The sequence below is a fragment of the Streptomyces sp. NBC_00083 genome (assembly GCF_026343295.1).
In the GTDB taxonomy this organism is placed as follows: Bacteria; Actinomycetota; Actinomycetes; order Streptomycetales; family Streptomycetaceae; genus Streptomyces.
In genome coordinates this window covers 388,468-405,106 of the sequence record NZ_JAPELY010000001.1, presented here as the reverse complement: position 1 = coordinate 405,106, position 16,639 = coordinate 388,468, and the positions used below count along the sequence as shown (strand labels likewise).

Sequence of the window (16,639 nt, the reverse complement as noted above, 5' to 3'; positions counted from 1 at the left end):
GGTGGTGCTAGGAGGCCTTGGCCTTCGCCTCGGCCTTGTCCGTGCTGTCCGCGGACTTGGCCGCGGGAGCCGGGGCGGGCTTGGCCGCCTCGTAGAACTCCTCGCGCGGGGTCTCCATGGCGCCCAGGGAGACGACCTCGCGCTTGAGGAACATCGCGAGCGTCCAGTCGGCGATGACGCGGATCTTGCGGTTCCAGGTCGGCACGGCGAGACCGTGGTAGCCACGGTGCATGTACCAGGCGAGACGGCCCTTGAGCTTGATCTTCATCTTGCCCATGACGATCATCGCGACGCCCTTGTGGAGGCCGAGACCGGCCACCGCACCCTTGTTGGCGTGCGAGTACTCCTTCTGCGGGAAGCCCCGCATGCCGGAGACCACGTTGTCGCCGAGGACCTTCGCCTGACGCAGCGCGTGCTGGGCGTTCGGCGGGCACCAGGCGTTCTCCACACCGGCCTTGCGCGAGGCGAGGTCGGGAACCTGGGCGTTGTCGCCGGCGGCCCAGATGTAGTCGGTGCCGGTGACCTGGAGCGTCGGCTGGGCGTCCACGTGGCCGCGCGGGCCGAGCGGAAGACCGAAGCGGGAGAGCGCCGGGTTGGGCTTGACGCCCGCGGTCCACACGATGGTGTTGGAGTCGACCTCAAGGCCGTTCTTCAGCACGACGTGACCGTCGACGCAGGAGTCCATGGAGGTCGAGAGGTAGATCTCGACGCCGCGGCCCTCCAGGTGCTCCTTGCCCCAGCGGCCGAGCTCCGGGCCGACCTCGGGAAGGATCTTGTCGGCGGCGTCGACCAGGACGAAGCGCATGTCCTCGCGCTTGACGTTGGTGTAGTACTTGGCCGCGTCACGCGCCATGTCCTCCACCTCGCCTATGGTCTCGGCACCGGCGAAGCCACCGCCCACGAAGACGAAGGTGAGCGCCTTGCGGCGGACGTCCTCGTCCGTGGTGGAGTCGGCCTTGTCGAGCTGCTCCAGGACGTGGTTGCGCAGGCCGATGGCCTCTTCCACACCCTTCATGCCGATGCCCTGCTCGGCGAGGCCGGGGATCGGGAAGGTGCGGGAGACCGCGCCCATCGCGATGACCAGGTAGTCGAAGGGCAGCTCGTAGGCCTCGCCGACGAGCGGCGCGACCGTGGCGACCTTGCGGTCCTGGTCGATGCTGGTGACTCGGCCGGTGAGCACCTCGGCTCCACGCACGACGCGTCGCAGCGGGACGACGACGTGGCGCGGCGAGATGCTGCCTGCGGCGGCTTCGGGGAGGAAGGGCTGGTACGTCATGTACGAGCGCGGGTCGACGACCGTGACGGTCGCTTCCGCGTAACGCATCTTCTTGAGAATGCGTCGCGCTGCGTACAAGCCTACGTACCCGCCACCTACTACGAGGATCCTGGGACGCTCCGTGGTGCTCATGCCATCGAGTATCCCCCTGCCCGTGGACCCCTGCTCGTGCGCCCCTTCACAAGGATCGCAGGGGGCTCTGCTACACTGCGCGGCCCACGTGAGCGAGGTCATGGTGCCGCGAGGGAACCACGGCGGGGGTGCACACGTTGTTCACCCCTCCTGAACTGGCCTCCCCCGCCTCGCGCATGGTGGACCACCGCCGTTGGAAACGCAGGCACAGCACGGACGGGACCGTCTGGAATGTGTACGCGAGGGGCCCTCGGGCCTCAGAAAGCGGTCCTGGAACCACATTCCTCGGCCCGAGGGCCCCTTTTCCTTGTGAAGAACTTCACGAACTTTCTTCGGAGACGTGCTCCGAAGGCCGTCAGCGGAGCGCGATCACGCGATCGACCAGGCGATTCCGTCCAGAATGTCGTGCTCGCTGACCACGACCTCGCGGGCCCCCGCGCGCTCCATCACGGCGAGCAGGACCAGCGCTCCGGCGGCGATCACGTCGATGCGCCCGGGGTGGAGCACGGGGATGCGGGTGCGCTCCTCGTGCGTCGAGGCGAGCAGCCGCCCGGTGACCGCGGCGACGTCCTCGTAAGGGATCCGTGAATGATGGATGGCGGCCGAGTCGTACGCGGGCAGGCCGAGCGCGATCGCCGCGACGGTGGTGACCGAGCCCGCGAGGCCGACCAGGGTGCGCGGCTCGGTCAGTGGCACGCTCTGCCCCGCGAGGTCCAGGGCCGCCTCGATGTCGGCGCGGATCGCGTCGATCTGATCCGGCGTCGCCGGATCGCCGGGGTGGTGACGCTCCGTCATCCGGACGCAGCCGATGTCCACCGAGCGGGCGGCCTCGACGCTCCTGGAGCCGACGACGAACTCCGTGGAGCCGCCGCCGATGTCGACGACCAGGTACTCGTCGTCGCCGTCGAGTTCCTTGGTGGCGCCGGTGAAGGAGAACGCGGCCTCCTGGTCGCCGGTGATCACCTCGGGCTCGACGCCCAGGATGGAGAGGACCCCGCGGACGAAGTCGTCCCGGTTCTCGGCGTCGCGCGACGCGGAGGTCGCCACGAACCGGACGCGTTCGGCGCCCAGTTCCTTGATGACCGCGGCGTACTCGCGGCACGCCGCGAACGTCCGCTCCAGGGCCTCGGGGGCGAGCCGGCCGGTGCGGTCCACGCCCTGGCCGAGCCGCACGATGGTCATGCGCCGGTCCAGGTCGGTGATCTCACCGGTGGCCGGGTCCGCGTCGGCGACGAGTAGACGGATCGAGTTCGTACCGCAGTCGATGGCGGCGACGCGCGTCACGCGGTCTCCCCCTCGGCGCACGGCGCCTCACCCTCGGCGCACGGCGTCACGCACGGGCCCTTCGCCCACCACTGGGGGAGCAGGGCGATCGCCTCGTCGCCCAGCGGGTTGACGCCCGGTCCCGCGGCCAGCGAGTGGCCGACGAGCACGTGCAGGCACTTGACCCGGTCGGGCATGCCGCCGGCGCTCGGGAAGCCGTCGAGGACCTCGATGGCGTCGCGGCGCGCGATGTAGTCCTCGTGCGCGGCGCGGTAGGCGGCGGCGAGGTCGGCATCGCTCGCCAGACGCTCCGTCATCTCCTTCATGACACCGTTGGCCTCAAGGGTGCCGATCGCGGACGCGGCGCGCGGGCACGTCAGGTAGTACGTCGTCGGGAACGGCGTGCCGTCCTCCAGGCGCGGCGCCGTCTCGACGACGTCCGGGTTGCCGCAGGGGCAGCGGTGCGCGATCGCGCGCAGGCCGCGCGGCGGGCGGCCCAACTGCTGCTTGAAGGCGGCGATGTCCGCGTCGGTGGGCTCGGTGCGGTCGGTCTGGGGCGGGGGCGTTTCCATGCCTGGGTCAGTCTCTATCGCTAGCGGTGGTCAGTTGGCGGAACGGTCGGCCTTGTCGACGCCGTCCCAGAGGTTGGAGTGCCAGGCGCGGCCGGTGGCGCCCTTGTCCTCGCGGTGCTTGGCCGCCGCGTCCGGGTCGACCACGGTGAAGCCGGTCTCCCCCGGGAACTGCATGTGCAGGTGCTCGCGGGCCAGCTTCTCGATGTACGCGTCGTCCTGGAGCCGCGCCTTCTCGTCCCGCAGCTGCTCGACCGCGGTCCGGGCGTCGGCGGCCTTGCGCTGCTGGTCGGAGATGTCGGCGCGCTGCGACACGTACTGCCGCATGGGATAGGCGAGCGCGACGATCAGCGAGCAGAGGACGAGGGCGAGCAGCGCCGCGCGGCCGGTGAGCCGGGAGCGGCGGGCCTGGCGCTTGTTCTGCGAGCGGTAGACGCGGGCCGCGGTCTGCTCGCCGAGCACCTTGAGCCGGGCCGCGGTGGAGAACCGGTCGCGGTCCTTGACCTTGGCGTCGTTGCCCATCGCTCTCCCGCCTCCCCGTCACACACGTACGTCCCCGGACACGGTACGGGACCGCGGCCGGGGACGTACGGACGACTGGCGAGGGCGTCAGCCGTTGATGCTGCTCAGCCGGATGGCCTCAGCCCTTGAAGCGCGGGAAGGCGCTGCGGCCGGCGTACACCGCGGCGTCGTCGAGGATCTCCTCGATGCGCAGCAGCTGGTTGTACTTGGCGACGCGGTCCGAGCGGGCCGGGGCGCCGGTCTTGATCTGCCCGCAGTTCACCGCGACGGCGAGGTCGGCGATGGTGACGTCCTCGGTCTCGCCGGAGCGGTGGGACATCATGCACTTGAAGCCGTTGCGCTGGGCCATCTCGACGGCGTCCAGCGTCTCGGTCAGCGAGCCGATCTGGTTGACCTTGACGAGCAGGGCGTTGGCCGAGCCCTCCTCGATGCCGCGGGCGAGGCGCTCGGGGTTGGTCACGAACAGGTCGTCACCGACGATCTGGACCTTGGAGCCCAGACGCGAGGTGATGGTGTTCCAGCCGGCCCAGTCGTCCTCGAACAGCGGGTCCTCGATGGAGACCAGCGGGTACGCGGAGACGAGCTCCTCGTAGTACTCGGTCATCTCGGCGGCCGAGCGGGACTTGCCCTCGAACTCGTACTTGCCGTCCTTGTAGAACTCGGACGCGGCGACGTCGAGCGCGAGCGCGATGTCCTTGCCCGGGGCGTAGCCGGCTTCCTTGATGGCCTCGACGATGAGGTCGAGGGCGGCGCGGTTGGACTCCAGGTTCGGCGCGAAGCCGCCCTCGTCGCCGAGGCCGGTCGACAGGCCCTTGCGCTTCAGGACGCCCTTGAGCGTGTGGTAGACCTCGGCACCCCAGCGAAGGGCCTCGGAGAAGGACTCCGCGCCGATCGGGGCGATCATGAACTCCTGGATGTCGACGTTGGAGTCGGCGTGCGACCCACCGTTGAGGATGTTCATCATCGGGACGGGCAGCAGGTGCGCGTTCGGGCCGCCGAGGTAGCGGAACAGCGGCAGGTCGCTGGCCTCGGAGGCGGCGTGCGCGACGGCGAGCGAGACGCCGAGGATGGCGTTGGCGCCGAGCGAGCCCTTGTTGTCCGTGGCGTCCAGGTCGAACATGGCCTGGTCGATCAGGCGCTGCTCGGTGGCGTCGTAGCCGACGAGCTCCGGGCCGATCTGCTCGATGACGGCGAGGACGGCCTTCTCTACACCCTTGCCGCCGTAGCGGTTGGGGTCGCCGTCACGGAGCTCGATGGCCTCGAAGGCACCGGTGGAGGCGCCGGACGGAACTGCAGCACGGCCGGTGCTGCCGTCGTCGAGGCCGACCTCGACCTCGACCGTGGGGTTGCCTCGGGAGTCCAGGATTTCCCGGGCTACGACGACGTCGATGGACGGCACGAGCATCTCCTTCTGGGATGTGAAGCTAGATGTGACGCAAGCGGTGCAGGGACATGCGGGGTCGCGTTGGCCTTGCGACAAGAGCCTAACCGGCTCTGGAGGTCCGGCCAGCCGAGTGCCCGCGTCCTGGGACGAAAAAGGGCCCAAGGACCTCGATTCCCGGGCAAAGGACCACAACACTACTGCCCGGTAACAGCGAAAACCCCGGCCCGGCGCGTACGGGGGAATGCGCGCCGGGCCGGGGCGGCCTGGGGGTGGCCCGGTCTCAGCTCAGGTGGAGCTTCTGGCCGGGGAAGATCAGGTTCGCGTCCTTCACGATGTCCTTGTTCAGGTCGAACACCTTCTGCCAGCCGCCCGCGGTGTGGTTGGCCGTCGCGATGGAGCCGAGGGTGTCGCCGGACTTGACGGTGTACTCGCCGTCGCCCTGCTTGACCGGCTGGCTGCGCTGCTCGCTGCGGCTGGCCGGCGCGGACTCGGTGCGCTCGGACTTCTGCTGCGGCTGGGCCTGCTTCTTCGGCTTCGAAGGCTTGGCGGACTTCGAGGACGAGGAGGACGAACCGGAGGTGTCGACGTCGGCCTTGGCGCCGCCCGAGGTCAGGTTGCCGGCGCCGGCGCAGGACCAGGCACCCGGGCCCTGGATCGCGAGCAGCTTCTCGGCGGCGGCTATCTGCTGGCCCTTGGTGGCCAGGTCGGCGCGCGAGGCGTACTGGGTACCGCCGGCGGCGGCCCAGGAAGAGTTCGAGAACTGGAGGCCACCGTAGTAACCGTTGCCGGTGTTGATGGACCAGTTGCCGCCGGACTCGCACTGGGCGACGGCGTCCCAGGTCTGGACGGAGGCGGCGGAGGCGTTGCCGGCCGCCATCAGCGGGGCGGCGACGGCGGCACCGGTGACACCGGCCAGCGTGGCGACACGGACGGCCTTGGACGGGCGGCGGTGCTTGCCCTTGCCGGAAAGCAGCATGGAGTTCTCCTCACCGACGCCTGCGAGGTGAGCTGTCGGGTTCGGGCGTGAGCTGCCCGGCCGAGCGTCGATGCGCTCGTCTTCACCCCAAGCCGGTTCGGCGGTTCACGTGAACTGCCGGGCCCGGCACTTACCTTGGGTCCCCCGCTCCTGCCTACGGCGCATAAGCGTCGACTGTTCCCATCGGCCGACGGCAGGATTCGGCGTGCTCGGTCGACGGGGCTCGTGGTGACGAGCGAGTCCGACGAAAACACACGCCCCGCCAATGTTCAAAGACGCACATCGGGGAGAAATCCCCCCTGCTTGCGGCCACAGAACGGACGTTTCCGCAGGTGAGGGGCGGGACGGACGGACCGGGCAGACGGGACACGCCAGTTGGAGCGAAGAGACCCATGTCTCACTTGCACACAACGGACATAAACCCGCGAACTAACCCTGCGTCGGCACGGAGTTCGGGGTGGCGGCCGACCCGGATCCCGGGGTCGCCGCGGTGGTTCCCGGAGCCGCCTTGGCTGCCGTCGCGTCCTTCAGGTCCAGGCTCTGGCCAGGAAGGATGAGGTTCGGGTCGGTGCCGATGAGCTGCTCGTTGGCGTGGTAGAGCGCGGGCCAGCCGCCCTCGACCTTGTTCGCGTCGGCGATGACCGAGAGGTTGTCGCCGGGGCGGACGGTGTAGGAGCCGCTCGCGGCAGGGCCGTTGCCGGTCTCGCGTGAGGCACCGTCACCCCGCGAGGCGTGCCGTCCCGCGTCGCGGGAGTCGGACGAGGTGCCGGTGGAGCCCGGGGTGCCCGCACCGGACTGGCCGGCCGGGGCCGACGGCGTGCCGGTTCCCGGCGTGGCGCCGGTGCTCCCCTCCGGCGCGGGCGTCCCGCGGTGCTTGCCGGGGCTCGCCGGGGTGGAGGCGGAGGGAGTGGGCGACTTGGCCGGCTCGCCCGGCTTCGTGGCGTCCGGGGCCGGGGTGCCGGGGGTCGCGCCCCCCGGGGTCGCGGTGGCGTCGGGCGACTTGGCGGCGGGGTCGGCCGGGGCCGACGGCGCGGACGACGGCGTGCCGTCGGAGGTGTCGGGCACGCCCGGGTCGACGTCCGCCGAGCCGCCGCCCTTGGCGAGACCCGCGCCGGCGCCGCAGCCGGCGAAGGCGTCCGGGCCCTTGGCCGCGAGCACCTTCTCGGCGACGGCTATCTGCTGGGCCCGGCTGGCGAGGTCGGCGCGCTGCGCGTACTCGTTGCCGCCGTACGCCTCCCAGGTGGCCTGCGAGAGCTGGAGGCCGCCGTACAGGCCGTTGCCGAAGTCGGCGCTCCACATCCCGCCGGACTCGCAGGAGGCGACCTGGTTCCAGGTGCCGGCGTCCGCGGCGCTCGCGCCGGTCGCGGCGAGCAGGGGAAGCGCGATCGCGGACCCGGTCACTCCCGCCGCTACGACGAGAGCGGGTGCCTGGCGGGGGCGACGGTGCCGTCCATTCCCGGAGCGCATGCGAAAAGCCTTCCGTGTGACTGCTGAGCCGAATGAACGGTGAACGTAGCCGTACTCGAACGCCTGTCACAAGTCGATGGCACCGCGATCACGTAAAAGTCACAGTCTTGACGGAACGTCAGATGACGCCGGGATTCCGTTTGTCATGGGATGTGCCCGCGGGCGGGGTGAACTCGACCGGCAGGGTGCGCAGTCCACGCATGATGAGCCCGCCGCGCCAGCGCAAATCATCAGGTTCCACCGCGAGGCGCAGGTCAGGAAGGCGCCGCAACAGGGTCGCGAGCGCGGCCTGGCCCTCCAGCCGCGCGAGCGGCGCACCGAGGCAGTAGTGGATGCCGTGCCCGTATCCGAGGTGCTGGTTGTCGCGCCGGCCGAGGTCGAGCGTGTCCGGATCGTCGAAGCGCTCCGGATCGCGGTCGGCGGCGGCGAGCACCACCAGGACCGGGTCGCCCACCGCGATGTCCTGGCCGCCCAGGGAGAGCGCCTCGGTGGCGAACCGCCAGGTCGCCAGCTCGACGGGGCCGTCGTAACGCAGCAGTTCCTCGATGCCGGTTTCGAGCAGGCCGCTCTCGCCCGCGGCGAGCGAGGACTGGAGCCGCTCGCGCTGGCCGGGGTTGCGCAGCAGGGCGTACACCCCGTTCCCGATGAGGTTGACGGTCGTCTCGAATCCGGCGAACAGGAGGATGAAGGCCATGGCGGCGGCCTCGTTCTCCGTCAGGTGCTCGCCGTGGTCGCTGGCCTCGATGAGCCGCGAGATGAGGTCGTCGCCGGGGTTCTCGCGCTTCTTGTGGATGAGCTCGGCGAGGTAGTTGCGCATCTTCTTCACCGAGCGCGCGACGCCGCCGCGCGGGCCGCCGCCGTGCCGGATCATCATGCCCGCCCAGTCGCGGAAGTCGTCCTGGTCCTCGCGCGGGACGCCCAGCAGATCGCAGATGGCGTAGATGGGGAGCGGGAAGGCGAAGTCGTGGATGAGGTCGGCCTCGCCCTTCGCCGCGAACGCGTCGATGAGCCGGTCCGTCAACTCCTGCACCCGGGGCGCGAATTGGGCGACGGTACGGGGAGTGAACGCCTTCGACACCAGGCGGCGCAGCCGGGTGTGGTCCGGCGGGTCGATGTTGAGCAGATGCGTCATCAGCTCGGCCTTGCGCTCCCCCGGGATGCCCGTCTTGCCCTTGGCGTGGGCCGGCTCGGCGTGATGGGCGGGGTTCTTGGAGAGCCGCTGGTCGGCGAGGGCCTGCTTGGCGTCCCCGTACCGCGTCACGAGCCAGGCCTCCACGCCGCTCGGCAACCGGGTGCGGTGCACGGGGGCGTGCTCGCGGAGCCAGGCGTACGCGGGGTAGGGGTCGGTGGCGAACTCCCAGGTGAAGAGTTCGGGGGCGGGGGAAGGAGGGGAGTCGTCCTGCACGCCCCGACCGTATCCCGGGCGGCGCTCCCCCTTCGACGGCGCCGGTGCCGGGGCCGCACGCACCCGCCCGCCCCGCCCCGCGCACGGTGCGGGGCGGGGCGGGGCGGGGCGGGCGGGACGGTGGACCGGACCGGACCGAAGCGGACCGGAGCCGACCGGAGCGGAGCGGACCGGAGCGGATCAGATCAGATCAGATCAGGCCGTTGTAGAGGGACCAATTGGTGCCGACCTTGGCGCGCGGGGCGTAGGGCGCCGCCGCGTTGCCCGTCCCCTTGTACAGCCACAGCACACCGGACGCGTCACGGCCGAGGATGTCGGCCCGGCCGTCGCCCGTCAGGTCGCCGGGGACCAGGAGCGCGTTGTAGAGGTTCCAGTCGGTGCCGACCTTGGCGCGCGGGGCGTAGGGCGCCGCCGCGTTGCCCGTCCCCTGGTACAGCCACAGCACGCCGGACGCGTCACGCGCCAGCAGGTCGGCGCGGCCGTCGCCCGTCAGGTCGCCCTTGCCGGTGAGCACGGTGTACGCGTCCCACCCGGCGCCGATCCTCACGCGCGGCGCGAACGGCGCGGAGGCGCTCGCCGTGCCCTGGTACAGCCACAGCACGCCCGCCGTGTCACGGGCCACCAGGTCGGCCCGGCCGTCGCCGGTCAGATCGCCGGCGCCGGTCAGCGCGTCGTACATGTTCCAGCCGGCCCCGACCTTGGTGCGCGCCGCGAACGGGACGGTGTCGCCGCCGCCGCGGTAGTACCAGAGGACACCGCTCGCGTCCCGGGCGACCACGTCACCCGCGCCGTGCACGGTCAGGCCGGACAGCGCCGTGATGGCGGTGTAGCCCTGCCACCCGTCGCTCACGGCCACGCGGCCGCGGTACGGAGCCGAGGCGTCGCCCGTGCCGTCGTAGCGCCACAGCGTCCCCTGCGCGTCACGGCCGAGGAAGCGGCTGCCGGTCGGCACGGGGTAGAGGCTGTTCACGACGAAGCCCGCGGTCGCCTTCGGGCTGGCGGCGTTCTCGTCGGCCGCGGTGAACCGGACGTCCGTCTCCACCTGCCAGGCGTCGGTGTACGCGCCCGACGCGAGCGTGTAGGTGAGGGTGTGGTCGCCCGCCGGGAGGGTGCACGACACGGCCTCGGCCGCGGCGTTGACGGGCCCGGCCGCGTGGTCGCAGACCGTCTGCGGCCCGCCGTCCACCGCGGTCACCTTCAGGTCGACCGCGCTCCGGTCCCACGCGGGCTGCCCCTCCTCGGGCCGGAACCCGACGGTGAGCCGGCCCGCGCCCTCGGCGTGGACGCGCACGGTGTGCGTGGCCGTCGAGGAGACGGTGAGGTCGGTGGTGGTGACGTCGAGGGAGGTCCGGGTCTGCTCGATCAGGGCCCGCGAGGTGTCGAGGTCCGACGGGTTCACGGCCGGCACCACGTACCGGCCGACCGCGATGAGGCCGCCGCCGGCCGTGCCGTTGACGGGGGTGATGTCGGTGAACTCGTAGCTCCGCGACGTCGGTTCCGTCGCGGACTCGCCGGCCTGCTTCGTCCACGAGGTGCCGTCGTAGTGCCAGAAGGCCGGCGCGGCGTTCTGCGTCGCGTCGTCACCGCCGACCGCCCACAGGCCGCCGTGCCCGTCCGGACGGATGGCCTGGACGACGAACGCGGCGAGATCACCGGTGATGTCGTGCCACGCGGTCCCGTCCCAGTGCTCGACGTGCGGCCGCGGCGGGAGCGCCGACGACTGGCCCCACCCGGCCGCGTACACGCTCTTCGGGGACTGGGCCGCGATGTGCGACACGGTGACGCCGCTGGGCGCGGGGATCTGTGGCATGAGCGTCCACGTCGTGCCGTCCCAGTGGTACGTGACGGGGTGGCCGCCCTCTCCCTGGAACTGCGTGCCGGTCGCGTACGCGTCGTTCGCGGACAGGGCGTCGATGCCCTGGATGTCCACTCCCTCCGGCACGGCGAACGTCTGCCAGGTGCCGTCGCTGTACGTATAGAGGGCGTTGCCGCCCTTGAAGAGGCGGCCCGGGACGGCCTTGAGGGGCACCTCGGGCCAGGCCCGGTCGTAGGCGCCCGCGGTGGGCACGACCGTCCACTTCTCCCCGTCGTAGTGGACGAGGTACTGATCGGTCTCGGTCAGGCCGTACGCCCACACGTCGGTGGCCGACACCGCGCTGACCGCCGACCACTGCATGACGTGCGGCAGCGCGGGATCGGTGACGGTGGACCAGGTCGTGCCGTCCCACCGGGCGATGCGGCCGTCCATGCCCTTGTCCCCGGTCTTCCAGCCGCCCGCCCACGCGTGGTCGGCGTCCACCGAGGACACCGAGGTGAGCGACTGGTCGAGTGTGTCGCCGCCCTGTGCCAGCGCCCAGGCCGGCGTCGAGACGTGGTGCGGCGTGGACGTCGTTCCGGACGGGTCGGCCTGCGCCGCGCCCGCGAACGCGGTCATCAGGGCGAGACTCGCCGTGCCGGCCGTCGCGATCTGCGCGGCCCGTCTGAGCGAGCGGTTCCTCTGCGCCATTCCTGTTGTCCCCTCCCCTGGCCGACGGCCCCTCGGGGCCGCGGCGTCGACCCGCGCGGCGGGTTCGGCTCGGCGGGGGTAGTGACCGCTCCCCTGCGGTCGTGGGCAGTGTGGCACAGGTGATCGCTGGGGTACGAGGGGTTTCGCCCGGCCCCCATTGCCGGACGCCGCGACTCCGGGTGCCCTCCCCGGGGCGCGGGGCTGCACCCTCTGCGCGGCTCCGCCGCGGTGGGCGCGAGCCGCGGGGTCGGCGCCGGGTGCCCTACTAGGGGCGCGGGGAACTGCGCGAGACGCGGGCACGGTCCGCACCCGAAAGCGGGGTCACTGGGGCTCCGCCCCAGACCCCGGGGGATGCCCCACCCCACCCCTTCCCGAAACCCTCCGGGGGTGGGAGAAGGGGAAAAGGGCTGGGGTGGGGCACCCCAGGGCCGTAAAGGGTGAGGTTCAGACCCCTGGGGCTCCGCCCCAGACCCCGTTCGCGCCTGAAGGGCGCTCGTCCTCAAACGCCGGACAGGCTGAGGTGGCCGAGACTCTGCACCCTGCCAAGGGCAACCCACCCAGGGGCGCGGGGAACTCGCGGGCGAGACCCCGCCCGCCCAGGGTCACTCGGCCGCGCGGATTGCCTCGCGGTACGCGCGGGCCGCAGCCCGCAGGGCGGCCTCGGGGTCGACCCCGGACGCCTCCGCCTCCACCGCGAGCGCGAGCAGCCGATAGCCCACCCCCTCCCCGGAGGGAAGCCGCACATCGAGGCCCGCCGTCCGCGCACGGGCGGACAGCTTGGCCGCGAGGGCGAGCGCCGGCTGCCCCACCGGCACCCCGTCCGTCACGGACGCCCGCTGCTTCTCGACCGCCTTCATCCGCAGCCAGTGCTCCTTGACCTCCTCCGGCGTGTCCGCCCGCTCCGAGCCGAACACGTGCGGGTGCCGGTGGATCAGCTTGTCCACGATGCCGCCCGCGACGTCGTCGATGGAGAACGGCTCCTCGCCGTCCTCCTCGGCGATCCGCGCGTGGAAGACGACCTGGAGCAGCACATCGCCCAGCTCCTCGCGCAACTCGTCCCGGTCGCCGTCCTCCACCGCCTCGACGAGTTCGTACGCCTCCTCCAAGGCGTACTTGGCGAGCCCCTTGTGGGTCTGCTGCGAGGACCAGGGGCATGCGCGCCGGATGCGGTCCATGACCTGGACGAGGTCGAGCAGGCGCGCGCCCGGCAGGTCGTAGGAGCCGGGCAGCAGCTCCAGGTCGGGCATGCTCACACGGCCCGAACCGGCAAGCCGGGCGAGCCCGTCGGTCAGGCGCCGGTCACCCTCGCCGGAGGGGAGCACCACCACGGTGCGGCCCCCGGTACACGTCTCGACCAGCCCCTGCGCGTCCGGCTCCGACAGCTCCACCGAGACCCCCGCCTCCCGCAGGTACGGCAGCTGCGGATGCGCGGGGTCGGGGCACAGGACGAGGTCGGCGGTGCGCAGGGTCTCCCACGCGGGCCACGACAGGAGCCCCGGCGCGACCCGGTGGCTCGCCGTGAGCAAAACGATTCGGCCGGTTTCTTCGACAGCAGTCACCTGTCGAACCTACCTCCACCCGAAGAGCCGCCCCGCCCGCTCAGCCGGTCGCGGCGGAGTCCCCCGGGTCGTCCTGCTGGTCCTGCGGCGCACCCTGCTGGTCCTGCGGGGCACCCTGCTGGTCGGTGCCGGCCTGCGGCGCGGCCGGCTGCTTCGCCTTGGCGATCCACGGCGCCTGGTAGTCGGCGAGCTGGATCTGGCTCGCGTTCCAGCTGCCGTAGCGCGGGTTCACGTCCACGTGGAGGTCCTTGGACGCCTTGACCAGGACGGGCAGCAGATCCTGCTGCGTACGCGCGCCGATCTTCGCGGCCAGCTTCTGTTCGAGGACCTGGCGCCGGACGTACGTGTCGATCTGGTCCGGGGCGAGCCCGCCGTTGGTGAGGGCCTGCTCGCGCAACTGGTCCTCGCCGCCGGCCTGCTGCACCATCGCGGCCCGCGCGTCCTGCGTCTCCTTGCGGCTGACGCTCACCCCGGACTGCTCGGCGGCGCGCGCCAGCACCCGGTCGAAGATCATGTTGCTGAGCTTCACCTTGCCGAGCTGACCCGAGTCCTTGATCAGCTGGGCGGACTGCGGGGAGCCCTGCTGCGCCGTCCGTACGTCCTTCACCTCGGCCTGGAGCGCGGAGACCTCGATCCGCTCGCCCCCGACGACGGCCGCGGCCCCCGGATGGGCCGTACCGCCGCACGCGGCCAGGAAAGGACCCGCGGCGAGCAGGACGACGGAGACGGAGAGCGCGGTACGACGACGGCGGTGCAAAGGAGCCTCCCGGCGGAGCAGATACGTGCGGCATGGCGACGAACCTTGCTAAGACCTTGCGATGATCGATGGTAGGCAGTCGGCGTGGCCGGGGCCACTGATTCGCCCAACGATTCGCAACCCCCATCGGTCGCGGGGGTGACGCCGGATGAAGCCGTGCCGTCCATCGCGTGAACTGACGTCCGGGCCCGCCGTGTTGCGCCCCGCGGTCCGGCATATTCGTCGGCAGCGCACAGCAAAGGACCCCGATGCCGACCATGCCGACCCTCGCAGCCGCCCCCGCCCCGCCGGTGGCCCCCGCACGGACGCCGGCCGCCCGCCGCCCCCGCACCCGTGCCGCCGCCCTGTCCGCGCTGATCACCCTGATCGCGGTGTGCGGCGCGGACGCCGTCGCCGGGGTGATCCCGCTGGGCCCGCTGCAACGGCACACGCGCAGCATCAACGACCTGGGCAACCAGTTCATCCCCTTCCACGCCCACCTGTGGGACCTGCTGCACGGCCGCGCCGAAGGCGGGCTGCTCCTCAACTGGCAGTCCGGGTACGGCACTTCGTTCCTGCCCGACCTCGGCACCTACCTCAGCAGCCCGTTCGCGCTCCTCGTCGGCGTCTTCCCGCGCGACCGGATCGACCTCGCGGTGTACGTCATCACCGTCCTGAAGACGGCCGCGGCGGCCGTCGCGATGACGGTGCTGCTGCTCGCGCTGCGCCCCGCCGTCCGCCACCGCTGGGCGGCGGGGGTGCTCGGCGCCTCGTACGCGCTGTGCGGCTGGTCGGTCCTGGAGGCCACGTACAACCCGATGTGGCTCGACGGGCTCATCGCCTTCCCGCTGCTGTGCCTGGTCGGGCACTGGGCCAGGGGCCGGCGGCGGCCGGTGCTCGGCCCGCTGGTCGTGGCGCTCGCCTGGACCGCCAACTTCTACACCGCGTACATGGCGACCATCGGGGCCGGACTCGTGCTGCTCCTGCTCCTGTACGTGGACCCGGCCCTGGACGGGCGGGCGCGAGTGCGGGCGGTGCTGGTGGCCGGCCGGTCGGTGGCCATCGGCATCGGGCTCTCGGCGCCCGTCCTGTTCACCGTCTACCTCGGCACCCAGCACGCCCACCCGGGGTGGGTGCGGGAGTTCGCGCCAGTGTCCTGGCCCGACTACCTGGCCCGCACCCTGCCCGGCACGTACTCCTTCTCCTCCCCCGCCGTCTTCCTCGGCACCGGCGCGCTGCTGTTGGCGGGCGCCCTCGCCTTCCACCGCGCGGTGCCGCGCCGCGAGCGGTATGCCTGGTCCGGGCTCGCGCTCGCCGTCGCGCTCTCCTTCCAGTGGAAGCCGACCCATCTGGCCTGGCACGCCTTCGTCACCCCCAACGGCAGTCCCTACCGGCAGACGTTCGTCCTGTGCGGCATCCTCGTCATCGCCGCCTGGATCTGTCTGTCGTACGGGGTTCCCGGGCGCCGCGCGCTGCTCGGCGGGGGCGGTGTCGTCGCACTGATCGCGGCGGGCGCGGCCTTCAGCGAGCTGATCTCCGCGTGGACGTATCCGCTGCTCGCGCTCGGCGTCGCCGCGGTGGTCGGCGGGCTGTTGCTGGCCCGCCGGGGCCGGCGCGGGCTCACGATCGCCGCGCTCGCCCTGCTCGCCGGGGCGCAGATCGCGCAGGCCGGTGTCACGCAGGCGTACGGGGACCGGGAGCGGGCCGCCCGCATGGACGGCTACCCCGCCTGGGGCTCCGCGCACACCGAGCGGGCCGCGCTCGCATCGGAGGCCGCCGACTGGCCGGCCTCCCGCACCGACCCCGGGCAGCGCCAGATCACCAACAACGACCCCCTGCTGCTCGGCGGCGAGGGCGGCGCCTACTACTCCAGCCTCACCCCGGAGGTCCTGAACCGTACGATGACGGCGCTCGGCGGGGGCTGGACCTCGCGGGGGCGGGCGCTCCAGAGCCTCGACAACCCGGTGACCGACGCGATCTTCGCCGTGGGGGCGCGGGTGCGGGTCGAGGGCAAGGACGGCGCGCCGGGCCTGGTGCGGGCCGCCGCGACTCCGCCCCTGGTGACGCTCCGGGCCGCCGGGCCGCCCCCGGCGTACGGCACCAACCCGTTCCGCAACCAGGAACTCCTGCTCGGCGCCCGGGTGTACACGACCCGCACCCTCGCGCAGGGGTGCCCGGCCGGGACCGACATCTTCCTGTGGGCTCCGGACCACTTCGGCACGGCGCGGCTCGGCGGCGGTCCTGCCGTGGAGATGCGCGGCGGTGCGCCGAGCCGGCGGGCGCCGCTGATCCCGTTCGGTACGTCCGCGGGCCCCGGGCGCGCCTCGCACGTGACGCTCTCCCCCGCGGACCGCGCGGCGGAGCTGGGATGCCTGGACCGGGCGGCGCTGGCCCGCGCGGTCGACCGGCTGAGGGCGGCGGGGGCGGCGCGGGTGTCGGTCTCGGACAGCTCCATCCGTGCGGAGCTGCGGGGTGACGGGGCGGGGGGTACGGCGGTGTTCGCGATGCCGCGGATCGCGGGGTGGACGTGCCGCGTGGACGGCGGCGGATTCGCGCCCGCGGGCGATTACCTGGGCCTGACGTCGGTTTCGCTCCCTGCTGGGGCTCAGGTGGTGGAGTGCGGTTTCCGGCCGCCGGGGTTGCGCTCGGGCGCGGCGGTGTCCGCCCTGGCCGCGCTGACCCTCCTGACCCTGCACCTCTGGCCCCGCCTACGCCGCCACCGGGGTCGGTAGCCCCAACTGCCCATGCCGCCAGGCTCAGCCCCGCCAGGGGCGCGGGGAACTGCGCGAGACGCGGGCACGGTCCGCACCCGAAAGCAGGGTTGCCGGGGCTCCGCCCCAGACC

Annotated in this window: 12 protein-coding genes and 1 riboswitch; of the genes, 1 reads left to right on the top strand and 11 read right to left on the bottom strand. The window is 72.3% G+C overall.

Annotated elements, in window-relative coordinates:
* Positions 1 to 7: 7 nt before the first annotated feature.
* From OOJ98_RS01780 to OOJ98_RS01730, 11 genes are all read right to left on the bottom strand, one after another.
* The gene (locus OOJ98_RS01780) at positions 8 to 1,408 is read right to left on the bottom strand and encodes an NAD(P)/FAD-dependent oxidoreductase (RefSeq protein ID WP_267052833.1); all 1,401 of its coding nucleotides are present in this window, start codon (positions 1,406 to 1,408) and stop codon (positions 8 to 10) included.
* Positions 1,409 to 1,777: 369 nt separating this feature from the next.
* Positions 1,778 to 2,692, bottom strand: a complete 915-nt coding sequence (locus OOJ98_RS01775; RefSeq protein WP_267052832.1) for a Ppx/GppA phosphatase family protein — start codon at positions 2,690 to 2,692, stop codon at positions 1,778 to 1,780.
* On the bottom strand, positions 2,689 to 3,243 hold the full coding sequence (locus OOJ98_RS01770; protein WP_267052831.1) for a DUF501 domain-containing protein: 555 nt from the start codon (positions 3,241 to 3,243) through the stop codon (positions 2,689 to 2,691). Before OOJ98_RS01770 ends, OOJ98_RS01775 begins: the two co-directional genes overlap by 4 nt.
* A 30-nt stretch (positions 3,244 to 3,273) precedes the next feature.
* On the bottom strand, positions 3,274 to 3,762 hold the full coding sequence (locus tag OOJ98_RS01765) for a septum formation initiator family protein (RefSeq protein ID WP_267052830.1): 489 nt from the start codon (positions 3,760 to 3,762) through the stop codon (positions 3,274 to 3,276).
* Positions 3,763 to 3,880: 118 nt separating this feature from the next.
* Positions 3,881 to 5,167 (bottom strand): phosphopyruvate hydratase, encoded by a 1,287-nt coding sequence (gene eno / locus OOJ98_RS01760; RefSeq protein ID WP_053725044.1) that lies wholly within the window; start codon positions 5,165 to 5,167, stop codon positions 3,881 to 3,883.
* A gap of 259 nt (positions 5,168 to 5,426) precedes the next feature.
* A complete protein-coding gene (locus OOJ98_RS01755; RefSeq protein ID WP_267052829.1) occupies positions 5,427 to 6,122 on the bottom strand; it encodes a transglycosylase family protein in 696 nt (231 codons plus the stop codon).
* A gap of 2 nt (positions 6,123 to 6,124) precedes the next feature.
* Positions 6,125 to 6,294: riboswitch (cyclic di-AMP (ydaO/yuaA leader) on the bottom strand.
* A 257-nt stretch (positions 6,295 to 6,551) separates the two neighbouring features.
* Positions 6,552 to 7,589: a transglycosylase family protein gene (locus tag OOJ98_RS01750; protein WP_267052828.1), complete on the bottom strand. Its 1,038-nt coding sequence runs from the start codon at positions 7,587 to 7,589 to the stop codon at positions 6,552 to 6,554.
* Between the two features lie 118 nt (positions 7,590 to 7,707).
* On the bottom strand, positions 7,708 to 8,994 hold the full coding sequence (locus OOJ98_RS01745; protein WP_267052827.1) for a cytochrome P450: 1,287 nt from the start codon (positions 8,992 to 8,994) through the stop codon (positions 7,708 to 7,710).
* 190 nt (positions 8,995 to 9,184) lie between these two features.
* The gene (locus tag OOJ98_RS01740; protein WP_267052826.1) at positions 9,185 to 11,500 is read right to left on the bottom strand and encodes an FG-GAP-like repeat-containing protein; all 2,316 of its coding nucleotides are present in this window, start codon (positions 11,498 to 11,500) and stop codon (positions 9,185 to 9,187) included.
* A 602-nt stretch (positions 11,501 to 12,102) separates the two neighbouring features.
* Positions 12,103 to 13,059, bottom strand: a complete 957-nt coding sequence (locus OOJ98_RS01735) for a nucleoside triphosphate pyrophosphohydrolase (protein ID WP_267052825.1) — start codon at positions 13,057 to 13,059, stop codon at positions 12,103 to 12,105.
* Between the two features lie 40 nt (positions 13,060 to 13,099).
* Positions 13,100 to 13,816: a SurA N-terminal domain-containing protein gene (locus OOJ98_RS01730; protein ID WP_267052824.1), complete on the bottom strand. Its 717-nt coding sequence runs from the start codon at positions 13,814 to 13,816 to the stop codon at positions 13,100 to 13,102.
* 257 nt (positions 13,817 to 14,073) lie between these two features.
* Here OOJ98_RS01730 and OOJ98_RS01725 point away from each other — a divergent pair, with 257 nt between their 5' ends.
* A complete protein-coding gene (locus OOJ98_RS01725; protein WP_267052823.1) occupies positions 14,074 to 16,527 on the top strand; it encodes a YfhO family protein in 2,454 nt (817 codons plus the stop codon).
* Positions 16,528 to 16,639: the final 112 nt, after the last annotated feature.

What these genes read in the sequence shown, in the direction of transcription:
- OOJ98_RS01780 (WP_267052833.1), bottom strand. Translation starts at nt 1,408, where the DNA reads ATGAGCACCACGGAGCGTCCCAGGATCCTCGTAGTAGGTGGCGGGTAC.
- OOJ98_RS01770 (WP_267052831.1), bottom strand. Translation starts at nt 3,243, where the DNA reads ATGGAAACGCCCCCGCCCCAGACCGACCGCACCGAGCCCACCGACGCG.
- OOJ98_RS01765 (WP_267052830.1), bottom strand. Translation starts at nt 3,762, where the DNA reads ATGGGCAACGACGCCAAGGTCAAGGACCGCGACCGGTTCTCCACCGCG.
- eno (WP_053725044.1), bottom strand. Translation starts at nt 5,167, where the DNA reads ATGCTCGTGCCGTCCATCGACGTCGTCGTAGCCCGGGAAATCCTGGAC.
- OOJ98_RS01755 (WP_267052829.1), bottom strand. Translation starts at nt 6,122, where the DNA reads ATGCTGCTTTCCGGCAAGGGCAAGCACCGCCGCCCGTCCAAGGCCGTC.
- OOJ98_RS01750 (WP_267052828.1), bottom strand. Translation starts at nt 7,589, where the DNA reads ATGCGCTCCGGGAATGGACGGCACCGTCGCCCCCGCCAGGCACCCGCT.
- OOJ98_RS01740 (WP_267052826.1), bottom strand. Translation starts at nt 11,500, where the DNA reads ATGGCGCAGAGGAACCGCTCGCTCAGACGGGCCGCGCAGATCGCGACG.
- OOJ98_RS01725 (WP_267052823.1), top strand. Translation starts at nt 14,074, where the DNA reads ATGCCGACCCTCGCAGCCGCCCCCGCCCCGCCGGTGGCCCCCGCACGG.